At 57.2% G+C, this 13,219-nt stretch carries 11 protein-coding genes; 7 read left to right on the top strand and 4 right to left on the bottom strand.

The window, feature by feature from the left end; genetic code table 11:
* Positions 1–274: 274 nt before the first annotated feature.
* Together AC0V6Q_RS00275 and AC0V6Q_RS00280 are read left to right on the top strand one after the other, a co-directional pair.
* Complete coding sequence (locus AC0V6Q_RS00275; RefSeq protein WP_486166447.1) at positions 275–1,198, top strand: TorF family putative porin; 924 nt, start codon at positions 275–277, stop codon at positions 1,196–1,198.
* Positions 1,199–1,376: 178 nt separating this feature from the next.
* Positions 1,377–1,814: a VOC family protein gene (locus tag AC0V6Q_RS00280; RefSeq protein WP_486166448.1), complete on the top strand. Its 438-nt coding sequence runs from the start codon at positions 1,377–1,379 to the stop codon at positions 1,812–1,814.
* A gap of 16 nt (positions 1,815–1,830) precedes the next feature.
* Here AC0V6Q_RS00280 and nhaA read toward each other — a convergent pair whose 3' ends face one another.
* Positions 1,831–3,066: a Na+/H+ antiporter NhaA gene (gene nhaA, locus AC0V6Q_RS00285; RefSeq protein ID WP_486166449.1), complete on the bottom strand. Its 1,236-nt coding sequence runs from the start codon at positions 3,064–3,066 to the stop codon at positions 1,831–1,833.
* A 99-nt stretch (positions 3,067–3,165) separates the two neighbouring features.
* On the opposite strand from nhaA, the gene AC0V6Q_RS00290 reads away from it, so the two are divergent.
* The 5 genes from AC0V6Q_RS00290 to AC0V6Q_RS00310 all read left to right on the top strand — a co-directional run bounded on the left by AC0V6Q_RS00290 (position 3,166) and on the right by AC0V6Q_RS00310 (position 9,609).
* Positions 3,166–4,668, top strand: a complete 1,503-nt coding sequence (locus AC0V6Q_RS00290; protein ID WP_486166450.1) for a glycosyl transferase family protein — start codon at positions 3,166–3,168, stop codon at positions 4,666–4,668.
* Positions 4,665–5,999, top strand: a complete 1,335-nt coding sequence (locus tag AC0V6Q_RS00295) for a hypothetical protein (protein WP_486166451.1) — start codon at positions 4,665–4,667, stop codon at positions 5,997–5,999. The genes AC0V6Q_RS00290 and AC0V6Q_RS00295 overlap by 4 nt, the downstream gene beginning before the upstream one ends.
* A 79-nt stretch (positions 6,000–6,078) precedes the next feature.
* Positions 6,079–6,993, top strand: coding sequence for a sulfite exporter TauE/SafE family protein (locus AC0V6Q_RS00300; protein WP_486166452.1), 915 nt, complete (start codon positions 6,079–6,081; stop codon positions 6,991–6,993).
* A 59-nt stretch (positions 6,994–7,052) separates the two neighbouring features.
* Positions 7,053–7,766 (top strand): TIGR02186 family protein, encoded by a 714-nt coding sequence (locus AC0V6Q_RS00305; RefSeq protein WP_486169211.1) that lies wholly within the window; start codon positions 7,053–7,055, stop codon positions 7,764–7,766.
* Positions 7,767–7,929: 163 nt separating this feature from the next.
* Positions 7,930–9,609 carry an ATP-binding protein gene (locus AC0V6Q_RS00310; protein WP_486166453.1) on the top strand — a complete coding sequence of 560 codons (1,680 nt, stop codon included), beginning with the start codon at positions 7,930–7,932 and terminating at the stop codon, positions 9,607–9,609.
* A 38-nt stretch (positions 9,610–9,647) separates the two neighbouring features.
* On the opposite strand, the gene AC0V6Q_RS00315 is transcribed toward AC0V6Q_RS00310, so the two are convergent.
* The 3 genes from AC0V6Q_RS00315 to AC0V6Q_RS00325 all read right to left on the bottom strand — a co-directional run bounded on the left by AC0V6Q_RS00315 (position 9,648) and on the right by AC0V6Q_RS00325 (position 13,212).
* Positions 9,648–11,420 carry a toll/interleukin-1 receptor domain-containing protein gene (locus AC0V6Q_RS00315; protein WP_486166454.1) on the bottom strand — a complete coding sequence of 591 codons (1,773 nt, stop codon included), beginning with the start codon at positions 11,418–11,420 and terminating at the stop codon, positions 9,648–9,650.
* 26 nt (positions 11,421–11,446) lie between these two features.
* Entirely contained in the window at positions 11,447–12,196 is a 750-nt protein-coding gene (locus AC0V6Q_RS00320; RefSeq protein WP_486166455.1) for a 7-carboxy-7-deazaguanine synthase QueE, read from the bottom strand.
* A gap of 200 nt (positions 12,197–12,396) precedes the next feature.
* Positions 12,397–13,212: a M90 family metallopeptidase gene (locus tag AC0V6Q_RS00325; RefSeq protein ID WP_486166456.1), complete on the bottom strand. Its 816-nt coding sequence runs from the start codon at positions 13,210–13,212 to the stop codon at positions 12,397–12,399.
* Positions 13,213–13,219: the final 7 nt, after the last annotated feature.

The following is a 13,219-nucleotide window of genomic DNA, read 5'->3' on the forward strand; positions in this document are numbered from 1 at the left end:
ACTGGCGTACCTCTTATTTAGGCGAGGTCGCGCTCAACAGCAACTTAACCGCACATGGTTGAGTATGTTTGCGGTGCCACAGAGCCACTAACTGGTGCACAAACTCCACATTCCACTATGATTTTGACAAGCTATCACCAGTTTGCGCAATTTCTCTTGTGCTATGCAGCATGAGTGTGCACGATTGTGTCGCGTTCGGATGAGACTGCATTTAAAAAATAGCAGCCGGCGACCGTGCAGGTGGGACGAAGCAACAATTACAAAGGAAGTTGTAATGCTCACGTCCATCCGCGGCCTTTCGGCCGCAACCCTCTCCGTTGGTCTGTTTCTTACAGCAGCTCCAGCTCTTGCCGAAAATGATTCCGCTGGCGCAGCCGGCGATTTGGCAACCGTCACGCCCGAACTTGTCGCTGCGTCCGCAGCACTTGAAGCCGGCGAAGGACTTTCAACCGCTGCTCACAAAACGACAGCTCCCGCGATTCAACCGATTGACGAGGCCTCCTCCAGCAAAATGGCTGGTGAGAGCGGATTCACATTCTCCGCGAATGTTGCTTTCGCGACCGAGTACCGGTTCCGCGGTGTCAACCTGTCGGACGGTGAATTCGCTGTTCAAGGTGGGTTTGATGTCAGCCATTCGTCCGGTCTGTATGTCGGTACCTGGGCGTCAAACATCGACGAGCAAACCGTCGGCTATGGCTCGACCGAAGTCGACCTTTACGGCGGTTGGAGCGGTGGTCTCTCCGACGCTGTATCGGCTGATGTCGGTGTCATCTACTACTTGTATCCGGATGCGCCTTTTGCATCGGGCGACACCGATTACATCGAATTCTATGGTTCACTGAGCTTCTCGATCGCCTCTCTTTCGGTCACACCGGGCGTTGCTTATGCGCCTGACCAAAGCTCCCTCGGCAGCACGGATAACCTCTATCTCTACACAGATGTGAGCGTCGGAATTCCGGACACGCCGGTCACATTGAACGGCCACATCGGTTACACTGACGGCTTCCTGACCTTCACCAATGACAGCAAGGCATGGGACTGGTCGGTCAGCGCAGATTACGCGCTCAGCGATACCTTCACCCTCAGCGCTGCCTACATTGGCGTTGAAGGCGATGCCGCAAACGACTTGATCCAGCCTGATGGTGACCTGGTCTTTACCGGCGACGCATTTGTCGCAACTCTTTCAGCGAGCTTCTAAGCTCGTCGCAGCAAATATAGCCCGCGGCTAAGCGGGAGGAACGAAGGGCGTGAGGCTGAAAGGTCTTGCGCCCTTTTCCTTACCTGTATTGATAGGGCCTGTGTTGATAGGGGCTGTGTTGATAGGGGTGATATTGAAACGGTTGAGCGCATGACGGGCGCTCGAAGGGAAAGTGAAAATGGTCAAGTATCTGCACTCCATGATCCGTGTTACCGATCCTGACGCGACAGTTGCTTTCTTCGAACTCATCGGATTGAAAGAGGTGCGGCGATTTGATGTGGAGGCAGGCCGCTTCACGCTCATCTTCCTTGCCTCGCCGGGGCAGGAAGGCGTGGCGGAGGTCGAGCTGACCTATAACTGGCCACCCGAAGATGGCAGCGAACCCGAAACATACGACGGCGGACGCAATTTTGGCCATCTCGCCTACAGGGTGGATGACATCTATGAAACATGCGCAAAGTTGGCGCAGGCAGGCCACACCATCCACCGCCCGCCGCGCGACGGTCATATGGCTTTTGTCAAATCACCCGACGGCATCTCGATCGAGTTGCTGCAAGAAGGCAATCTGGAACCCAGGGAACCGTGGGCCAGTATGGAAAACACCGGAAGCTGGTAACGCCTGCGCCGCGATTTTAGGCTTCGCTTGGTTGCGGGCCCTGATCGTCGCATTCCTCCGGCGTATGCTTCGTGGTCAGCCGCAATACGATGAAGCCCAGCACAGCTGAAATCGCAGAGCCGGTGAGGATGCCGATCTTGGCTTCTTCGATCAATGCGGGTTGATCCGGGAAGGCAAGGCCGCCGATGAACAGGCTCATCGTGAAGCCGATCCCGCAAAGGATCGAAATACCCCAGATTTCTGCCCAGCTTGCATTGGCAGGGCGCGGCGCAAAGCCGGATTTGTCCGCAATCCAGACAGTGGTGAAAATCCCGACTTGCTTGCCCACCACAAGGCCGGCGGCAATCGCAACAGGGAGCGGATCGAGCAAAGCGCCAAGCCCCAAACCCTGAAGAGAGACGCCCGCATTCGCGAAGCCGAAGACCGGCACGACAAGATAGGCGCTCCACGGGGCAAGGCCGTGCTCGAGTTTTTCGAGCATCGAGTTACCATCGCGGCGCTTCAGCGGGATGGTAAGCGCGGCTACTACCCCTGCAATCGTTGCGTGGACGCCGGTATTCAAAACGCAGTACCAAAGGACCACAGCAAGCAGGATGTAAGGCCAGAAGACCGACACCTTGAACCGGTTCAGCGCAATCATCGCAGCCAAAACGCCGGTCGCGGCCAACAGCCATTCGAGGTAAATGTTCGGGGTGTAGAAGACAGCAATTACAAGCACCGCGCCAATATCATCGACAATCGCAACGGTCAGAAGAAACAGGCGCAAGGACGCAGGCACGCGGCTTCCCAAAAGGCCAAGCACACCCATTGCAAAAGCGATGTCGGTCGCTGCCGGAATTGCCCAACCGCTCGTAAACTGACCACCACCAGAGACGCTGATGTAAACGATCGCGGGGGCAACCATGCCGGCAAAAGCAGCAAGCATCGGGAGCCGCCGCGCTGCGGGATCCGCCAGCGAGCCTGCGATCATATGGCGTTTTACTTCAAGTCCAACGACGAAGAAGAAGACTGCCATTAGACCATCATTGATCCAGTAATGAAGATCTTTCAGTTTTGCGATCGGGGTCCAAGCAAGCTTACCGTAAAAAAGTTCCCTATACTCATCAGCAAAAGCAGAGTTGGCCGCAAGCATTGCAGCTGCTGCAACCATAATTAACAATATTCCAGCTGATGCATCGCCCACAAATAGAGCGCGAACAGGTGCGAAAACTCGGCGTAATGGACTGGTAGTATTAGAAATATTGTCGGGCATTAATCTAAGTCCAATTTGGATGTATTTGACATGGTTGCTATGTCTTTAGTGCAGTGTTAATCAATTGGTAGTTCAAGGAGATCGGGGGCCTTGAATTGTATGGTATCTGATATTTGGCAATTTTTGGCTCTGATACAGTATGAAATGCTTCTGTTCGCAGGAGTATTCTTTCTTATAGGTGCCATCGATGACTTCGCTGTCGATTTGGCGTGGCTATGGCTTAAAGTGACCGGACGGGCAAGCACCCCAAAGGTGGATCGTGGTCAACTCCAATCCAAACTTCTCGACAACCCTGTGGCTGTTTTTGTTCCTGCCTGGCAGGAATCGGAAGTCATATCAGATACGATCCGCCATTTGCTGAGTGTCTGGCCTCAGGATAACCTCAGACTGTATATCGGCGTATACCGGAATGACCCGGCGACCCTGGAGGCCGCGGTTTTTGCCGCTCAAGGTGACCTGCGGCTTCGGGTGGTTATTCACGACCGCGATGGCCCAAGCACAAAGGCGGATTGTCTCAATCGACTTTACGAAGCGATGAGCGATGATGAACGCCGTTCCTCCAAGCGCGTCTCCTGCGTCCTGTTTCACGATGCAGAGGATATGGTGGATCCGGCCGGGCTCGGCCTGTTGGATTTGGCTATCAATGATGGTGCTGATTTTGCTCAATTACCGGTTGAACCTTTGCCGCAAGCAGGGCGCGACTGGCTCGGAAGCCATTATTGTGAAGAATTTGCAGAAGCCCATGGCAAGGCGATGGTTGTGCGAAGCGCGGTTGGCGCTGCATTGCCCGCCGCCGGTGTGGGATGCGCGATGGAGCGCGGCGCGCTTGAACAACTTGCAGACGCGAGCAAGGAAGGGGTGCCGTTTGATCCGGCATCGCTTACCGAAGACTATGAACTTGGCCTCGCAATCGCAGAGCAGGGCGGGCGGTGCCGTTTTGTGAGGGCAAGGGGCGAAGATGATCAACTGATCGCAACGCGCGCCTATTTTCCCTCCAAGCTTAGCGAGATCGTCCGCCAGAAGACGCGCTGGGTCCACGGGATCGCGCTTCAAGGCTGGGACCGGACCGGTTGGAGCGGGGGTGCGGCTGAAACGTGGATGCGCGCACGCGACAGACGCGGGCCCTTTACCGCGCTGGTTCTGGCGCTTGGCTATATCCTATTGGCGCTAACCCTCGTCACTTCGGTCGCAAGCGCTTTTGGCATGTATCCGACATTGGTGGTTTCGCCGCTGATGTTTGCCTTGATCACTGCCAATCTGTGTTTCCTGGCTTGGCGAATTGCCTGGCGCTTTCTTTTCACCGCCCGCAATTACGGAGTTGCAGAGGGCGTTTTCGCTGTGCTCCGGCTGCCGATGACCAATATCATTGCCATTATGGCGGGATGGCGCGCCATCTTTGCCTATTGGCGCACATTTTTCGGACGCGGTATTGTCTGGGACAAGACGGCCCACAATCGCCACCCTGCCAAAGCCGGCTTTAGCCTTGAACAAAAAGTGGCGGGTGAGCCGCCGTCAGATTATCCGGCCGAAGGCTACGGCCAAGCAGCCACAACCTCCTATCGCCAACGCGCATCGCGCGCTGCTTATGGAGCGCGAAGATGAAGGCGGGCAAGACCATCGGCAAGCGCGGGACCCCGCTGGCGATGCTCGCCATATTGCTTGGTGCATGGGTTTGCTTGCGAGCGGCCACTTGGGACGGGCCGCTTTCATACGCGGTGGCGAATTCGGAGAACATGGCGGATGCATCGGGTAGCAGCCAAGAGGATTTGCCGAGGCGAGCGGCGTTGGAAACAATACCTGCGCCCCACTCGATTGCGTATCCGCAGTTTCGGCAATACCCGCAATTTCAGCCCGTGATGATACCCGGCGGTTACGTCCACGCGCCTTACCCTCCGCCTGGATATTATGCCTACCCGCCAGGCTATACGGGGCCGATGCCGCAGATCTATGGGCCGGGCGCAGGCGGCTCAGCGGGAGCAGTAGGGCCCTATCGGCAATTCGCAGGGGCGTATCGTCAACCAATGCCTTATCCGCCAAGAGTCGCCGCATTCCCGCTCGCACCTCGCCTTGATCCGAGGGGGCAGTTTCCGGACCAGCGGCCTTTGCCATTGGATTGGCGTTTGAATGCCTCGCGCTATGGAAATGCGGCTCAGGGGCAAGGTGGAGGCCGGCGAGCAGCCAATGAAGCAGCCCCGGCGCCATTCCCCGCGCAGGCAGCCTATGCGAACCAGAGCACAAATGATCGCTGGATGCTGGATGTCTATGGCTTTTCCCGGCAGGGCTCAGGCGCGCTTACGATCCCCCAAGGGCGGCGTCCTATTTATGGCGCAAGCCAGCTTGCCGCGAATTTGCAATGGCGTGCGCGGCCTTCATCCAGTCATGATCCGCGTGTCTATGCCCGCGCTTATCACGCGCTGGTCAATGGCGGCGAAACAGAACTCGCAGCAGGCGTATCGGCGCTGCCACTCGGCAATATCGCTGTGCGTGCCTATGGCGAGCTTCGCGCGACCCGTAATCCTGCGATTTCCGATGAGGGCGTGAGCGCGCAGACGAACCTTCGTCCTGCCGCCTATGTCGCAACAGAGCTTTTGCCTCAAAAATTGCCGCTTGGCCTCTCGCTCGAAGCCTATGGCGCTGGCGGATATGTCGGGGGCAATGCCGATACCTACTTTGTCGACGGGCAAGCGGCGATCACACGCGAGCTTATCCGATTGGGCAAATCGGGTTCGCCCTTGGCAAGGGTGAGCCTTGGTGCCGGAGTGTGGGGCGGGGCGCAAAAGGATGCGCGCCGCGTTGATATCGGTCCAACCCTGCGGTTTGACGTCGATATTGGCAAATTGCCCGCGCGGGTCTCGGTTGACTACCGCGAACAGGTCGCCGGTGACGCTGAACCCGATTCAGGCGTTGCCGCGACGGTTTCGACCCGCTTCTAAGCCATCAATTCTCACATCTGTGGGGTTAGGGGATAAACGCTCCTTCCCACGCAATGCCCGCTGGGCTAGTCGATTGATCATGGATGTGTACCTGCCCATTGCGAATCTTTCGGTGAACGGCCTGTTCATCGTGTTTTTGGGATTCCTGACGGGTATTTTGTCCGGGCTTTTCGGCGTCGGAGGCGGTTTCCTCACAACGCCACTGCTGATCTTTTACGGCATCCCCCCGACAGTTGCCGCCGCATCGGCTGCGACACAGGTCACCGGCGCCAGCGTCTCCGGCGTGATCGCGCATGGAAGGCGCAAGGGTGTCGACTACCGAATGGGGATGGTCATGGTCGGCGGAGGTGTCATTGGCGCTCTGTTTGGCGCTGCTTTGTTCAGACTGCTTCAAGCGCTTGGACAAATCGATGTGGTCATCAACATGCTTTACGTCGTGATGCTGGGCTCGATCGGCACCCTCATGATGCGCGAGGCGTTCGAGGCGATGTCTGCGTCCAAGGACCAGAAAGACGCGGCGCCGCGAAAGAGGCGTCACCACCCCCTTGTGGCGGGGCTTCCGTTTCGGACGCGGTTTTATGCCTCTGGTCTTTATATCTCGCCGATTGCCCCGCTGGTCCTGGGCGTCATTGTCGGTGTGCTGACCATGCTGATGGGTGTTGGCGGCGGCTTTATTCTGGTGCCCGCCATGCTCTACATTCTGGGGATGAGCGGCAATGTGGTGGTGGGCACATCGCTGTTTCAAATCCTGTTTGTGACGATGGTCACGACCATGACCCATGCGCTTACGACCAAGGCTGTCGACATTATTCTTGCCGGGTTGCTTCTCCTCGGTTCCGTCATGGGAGCACAGTTCGGTACGCAGATTGCGCTTAAGGCCCGGCCTGAAATCTTGCGCTTTGTCCTCGCCGCAATTGTGATCGCGGTTGCGTTGCGGATGCTCTATGGTCTGGGCGTGCAGCCTGACGAAGTATACACGGTCAGCCCACTATGACATCCCGCGCCCGGTCCTTTCTTTCGGCGGTCGCCTTGCTCTTTGCAGCGCCCTTTTTGATGGGCCAGGCAGAGCCCATTCTTGTACCGGAAGTCAGCCAATCGCGGATCGAAGTTCGCCAAGGGTTTACCGGCGCTGACCTGCTTCTTTATGGCGCGGTTATCGATCCCCGTGGCCCCGGCAACACGACCGATTATGATATTGCGGTGGTTCTGAAAGGACCTGCAGAACCCATTCGTCTGCGAGAGAAAGAACGCATTGCGGGCATCTGGATGAATGCAGGCGCGAGTGATTTTCGCTCGGCCCCGTCATTTTTTGCCGTGGCATCCTCAAACCCGATTTCGGATATTGTCGATCCGAGGACCGCTGCGATCTATGAGCTGGGCACCGAGTTCATTCAGCTTAGCCCTTCCGGGCAAATCGAGCCTGAAGAGCAGGCCCGATACGCAAGCGGCCTTGTCGAAATGCGTGAGCGATTGGGCCTGTATAAGCAGGACCCACAAGGCGTCCGGATCAGCGAAGGTGTCCTCTATCAGGCCCGCATCGCTCTTCCCTCCAATGTGACCACCGGCCAATACACCGCAGAGACCTTTGCGATCGCCAATGGCCGCGTTTTGGCTAGTGCGACCGCGGATATCGAAGTGGTGAAAGTGGGCCTCGAAGGCACCGTGGTCTTCGCCTCTCAGGAATGGTCATTATTCTATGGTCTTGGGGCGATTGCTCTATCGCTGGGCATGGGCTGGATCGCAGGACAGACTTTCTCCAAACTTTAGGCGCCAAGCGCCTGTGTTTGCTGAATTGACCCGCCCGGTAGAGGCGCGGGCGTTGACGCGATTTTAACTCCGTTCGGGCATTGTGATCCTTAGGTTCAGACCACCAAGCATATGGGCGCCCAATACAGAGTGCGGTGCTTGGGCTAAGACTAAGGATACGCGCATGAACGCGATGGGTAATCACAATTTTGAGGCACAGGGCCAAGCGCAGCAACCGCGTGAGGGAGAGGGTGCATCTCAAGATAACGGCCGATTGCCGATTGGTGTTGTCCTCGAAATCTCGGGTGCAGGTTCGCAAATCGCTCTCGATCTCCAGCGCCTTAACGAGTGCATGGAAGATGACGATCGCTCAATCTCCTTGGCAGGCCAAGTGGGAAGCCAGATCAAGATCCGGGTTGGTGATGCTTGGCTTCTTGCCAACGTGCGTGACCAACGCAAGGACCGGCGCGCTGAAAATGGGATCATCGCGCATATCGACTTTCTGGGTGAGGGCTCTGAAGAGAAGCTCACCGGGCGTATTCACGGCTTTAAGCGCGGTGTGACGCGTTACCCTGTGCCAGGCGCGATGGTTTACCCTGCCACCACTAAAGACCTCGAACAGATTTACGCCAGCGATGGCCGGGCCAATGTCACCATTGGAACCGTGTTCCCGACCAAGGATATTCGGGCGGGCCTTTACATCGACGCGATGCTAGGCAAGCACTTTGCGCTGTTGGGATCGACGGGTACCGGTAAATCGACAAGCGCAGCATTGATCCTGCACCGGATTTGCGAGCATGCGCCCGAAGGTCACATCGTGATGATTGACCCCCACGGCGAATATTCTGCAGCTTTCCGTCAGACGGGTAAGATCCTCGACGTATCCAACCTTCAGATGCCATACTGGCTGATGAATTTCGAAGAGCATTGCGAAGTGCTCCTCACCAGCGACGGCAATGAACGTCAGGTTGATATGGACATTCTTGCCAAGTGCCTTCTGCATGCGCGCAGCAAGAACCGCCTGGCTGAATCCATGGGTAAGATCACGGTGGATTCGCCCATTCCCTATCTCCTGTCGGACCTTTCAACCAAGATCCAGGACGAGATGGGTAAGCTCGACAAGGCGACCTCCTCTGCGCCGTACATGCGGATCAAGGGTAAGCTTGACGAGCTCAAAGCCGATCCGCGTTATCAATTCATGTTCTCAGGCATGCTGGTCGGTGACACCATGACCCACTTCATCTCGAAGGTTTTCCGCATGCCGGGTGAGGGTAAGCCGATTTCGATCATCGATGTGTCGGGCGTGCCTTCCGATATCACCTCCACGGTTGTCGCGGTGCTTTCGCGTCTCGTGTTCGACTTTGCGATTTGGGGAAGGGAAGAGAACACCCGTCCCATTCTGCTCGTTTGCGAAGAGGCCCACCGCTACGTCCCCAATGAAGCCAACTCAGACGGCTCCTCGGTTGGCTCAATCCTCAGCCGGATCGCGAAAGAGGGTCGTAAATACGGCATTAGCCTTGGCCTCATCACTCAGCGTCCTTCCGACCTTGCCGAAGGTGTCCTTTCACAGTGCGGCACGATCATCTCGATGCGTTTGAACAACGACCGCGACCAGGCGTTTGTGCGCTCGGCCATGCCCGAGGGTTCGCGCGGGTTCCTCAATTCCATTCCGGCGCTTCGTAACCGCGAGTGCATCGTTTGCGGCGAGGGTGTTGCTATCCCCATCCGTGTGAACTTCGACACCCTCGAAGAGCACAAGCGCCCCGCTTCCGAAGACCCCAGCTTTAGCGAGCTGTGGAACCAGGGCGGCGGCGAAGAGGAACTGGTCGAACGCACCGTCCTGCGCTGGCGCTCGCAAGGTTAGGCTCAGGGATAGTCGAGGAGCAGTAGGACGGGCTTGCTCTACCGCATCAATGCCCCGAGGTTTCCGACCTCTCGCCACGCCTCACTGCTCGGATCATAGCTGACATTATAGAAGCGTTGCAGGCCGCCTGCATCGCCGGTGTTCTGCCCGGTCGAATTGAAGAAGATCCGCCCGGTAACGCCATTGAAGCTGCGCGAACGCAGGATCGCAACCAGAGCGTCTGCCGTGATTTCCCCTTCGATCTCGCTTGCCGCCTGTTTGACGATTACGCCTAAATCAAACGCAACCGCTTCAAGCCGCCAGCGCGGCGAGATCGGGCCGAACAGGCTTTCAAACTGGGTGATCTCTTCGGGCTTTTCGCCAGTGAAGCCAGCGCTTTCAAAGACATCGGTCATGTCGATCAAACGGTTGGTTTGCAGCGCCGTCATTTCGGTCAAGGCCTGGACATGGTGGCTGTTGTTCCAGCTGGCGAGGATGGCCTTGCGCGTCGGTTGATCTGCGCGGAACTGGCTTCGGGCGAGGTCTTTGAAATCCCCGCTCAACCCCATGATCACGATCAGCCTGTTCTGATCAAGGATCGCCTGACCCTCTGGCGTCGAGAAAGCGTCATTAACCGCCCCGCGGGTGAAATTGCGCGTTTCTACCCGACCATCGGCCTGCCAGTTTGCAAGCCTAGTATCGCCCAATTCTTCCGACACACGTTTGAAGAAAAGCTCGCCATAGGTTTGGGTATCTTCATCACTGCCCTCGACGGTTTCAACCATAAAGGTGATGCCGATCCCTTGCGCAATCGCGCGTTCGGCAAGAACCTTGAACTGCGCTGCGCGTTCATCCACGCCCGAACCCACGCGGAAAATCGGCAAATCACTGTCATGCCAACCCAGATCGACGCGGCTTCCTGCGGTAGTCAGAACGATGGCGGGACGCTGTCCGCTTTCTTCGATCACTTTCAGGACCTGAGGGGTGAATTCGGTGATGGATGGACCGATGATCGCAACAACATTGCGTTCTTCCAGAAACGCTCGAAGGTCGTCGATAACCTCGGGCGCTTCGCGGCCTTTCATCGCATCAATCGGGGCCTCAAGGTCTTGCACCATCAAGGCGGGAAACCCTTCGAGCGATGCCTTCAGCCCGTTGCTTTGTTGAATGCCAAAGCTTTCATTGGGATAGATGCCAAGGACAATCGCCTTGTCTTCGGGAACGCCTGCGAGCCGCCCACTGTCACCGCCGCCAAATCCGATCAACTGGATCGCAAGAAGGCCGGCGATGAGCGCCACCAATCCCGCAGCGACCATGCCAATCGGGCGTTTCCAGAAGGGCACGTCATCCGTGTTTGTGGCAAGAGGTGCGTCTTGCCCTTGGTCAGAGGTTGAAAGGCCAAAGGCCGCCATTTCGGCTGCGCCCGCATCGGCGCCCTGACCTTGGCCCGCGATTGTTCGGATACTCTCAAGGAAGACAGGCCAGTTCCTGCTCTTGGTGGGATCAGCGCTCGAATCCTGCAATTCAGCGGCCTGAATGCGCCTGAACCCGCGCGGGATTACGACCTCGTCGATAAGCGCAGGGACGAGCTTGTTGTCGACAACGCCGTCTTCGGCCTCTTCCTTGACCCAATTGCTTTTGATCGAAGTGTTTGACCACACCACCACAATCGCTGTGGATTCCTTGATGTGCTTGTCGATCACATTGTCGAATTCTTCGCCAGCGCGAAGATCGCGGTCCCACCAGACCGAATAGCCTTCGGCTTCCAGCGCCTTGGCCATGAAATTCACACGTTCACGGTCCCGCCGTGAATAGGAAATGAAAATATCCAATTGCTTTACCCCCCGAGAACTCCATCCTAAGTCGCTCTCGTGTCGCCGTAAAGATGGATATGCATCCGGTCCGACATACGATATCCCTTGTCGAGACACAGTGTAGAAAGCCACATCTGCCTCTCCCTTAAGGTATTGGAATCAGTGCCTTCTGCCATCAGGAAGAGGCGATCTTTAGGGATGCGATAATCGCGTTGCAGCGCATCGACTTCCTTCACGTCTTCCGGTTTGGCCACAACAAATTTGAAGAAGGCCCTTGGATCGCTTGCATAAAAGTCGAGTCGTTCAGGGATCAGCGCAAGCTTGGCCGTATTGCCCGAATGGGAAAGCTTGGGGCTGACGTTGTATTGATCGACCCGGATATCGACGTGCGCGGATGGACGCACAGTGCCGTTGGTTTCGATCTCGACTTCGATGTCGGGCAAGATGGCCAGCATATCGGCGAGCGGCCCGCACTGCATCAAGGGTTCGCCGCCGGTGATGACCAGTCGCTTTTGCCCCAAAGCCGCGACCTTTGCCGCGGCCTTCTCGGGAGAGAGCTTCACCTGATTGGCGCTGCGATCATAATGGACATTGTCGCGGTGAGGACGGTTATCGCCGCCTTGTTCATTGGCAAAACGCCAGGTGTAGGCCGTGTCGCACCATGTGCAGGCAAGATTGCAGCGCGACAGGCGGATAAAGGCGACAGGTTTGCCCATGCTGGGCCCTTCGCCCTGAAGCGATGCGAAGATTTCCGCGCCGCCCGCATCATCCGTTGCAAGAACAAGGTCAGCCACGAGCAAGTCCCCGTATTTCAACATTTTTCAGGCAATTTTGACACACTTGACACACTGTCCAGGGGCTAAAATCCGTTCGATCAATAAGTCGCGTTTTAATCGACTGAAGCGATTGGAGGGTGGAGACGTGCGTGCGGTTCATTCCGCCCCTATGCCACGCCTTGGCGCGGTAGGAAATCGCCTGAATTTGTGTCTGCACTTCAGGACCACTTCGCCGGATCAAGCGCGAGGAGTTGCGAGAACTGCGCGTAGAGGGCGGGCTCGTGCGTTTGCAGCGCGTGCGGCCTTTCGAAAAAGGTGACGATGCCTTCTGCAAAGAACTCTTCGTGGTTTGTGGCACCATAGGGGTCGATCAAGGTCGGCTCGCCCGCCTCGACCTTTGTGACATGGGCGTTGTAGGCCTCAAGCATCGCCTTCTCCCACCCGGCATAGGCCTGGCCCTTGCGAAGGATAGGAATGCCGTTGGTGTGGCCGGACAAGCTGTCCAATTGGTGAGCGAATTCGTGGATGACGACGTTCTCGCCATCATGCGCGCGAAGCCCGCCATGAAGGGCGTGGTCCCAGGAAAGCACCACCGGCCCCCGGTCCCAGCTTTCGCCAAGAGTCCCGTGGCGGTGCTCGTGAATGAGCCCCTCGTCATGCCGCCCGCGCCCTGTATCAAACACGGCGGGGTAGAGCAGGACATTGCGGATTGTATCGTACCAAAGGTCGCTGTTTACGATCAGCAGGCAGGCCTGCGCTGCGATAGAAAGCTCCATCGCTTCAGTGACTTCGATACCGTTCTTACCCCGGAAAGTGACCTGATCGAGGAACAGGTTGATCTTCCCCTCGTGGGCATCGCGCAAGTCCTTGGGCAGAAGCGTGACCAGCGGGACAAGCTGTTCGACAATGCGGCGCTGATCGGGCGTCAGCGGGGTGCCAAGAAGCTGCGCACGCCTCTTGCGCTTCGCCACATGGCGATAGAGGAGCGCGGCCGCGATAAGCAGCGGGATAGCAAGGATAAGCCAGGGCGACATGATCCCA

The organism is Erythrobacter sp. S227 (assembly GCF_057364925.1).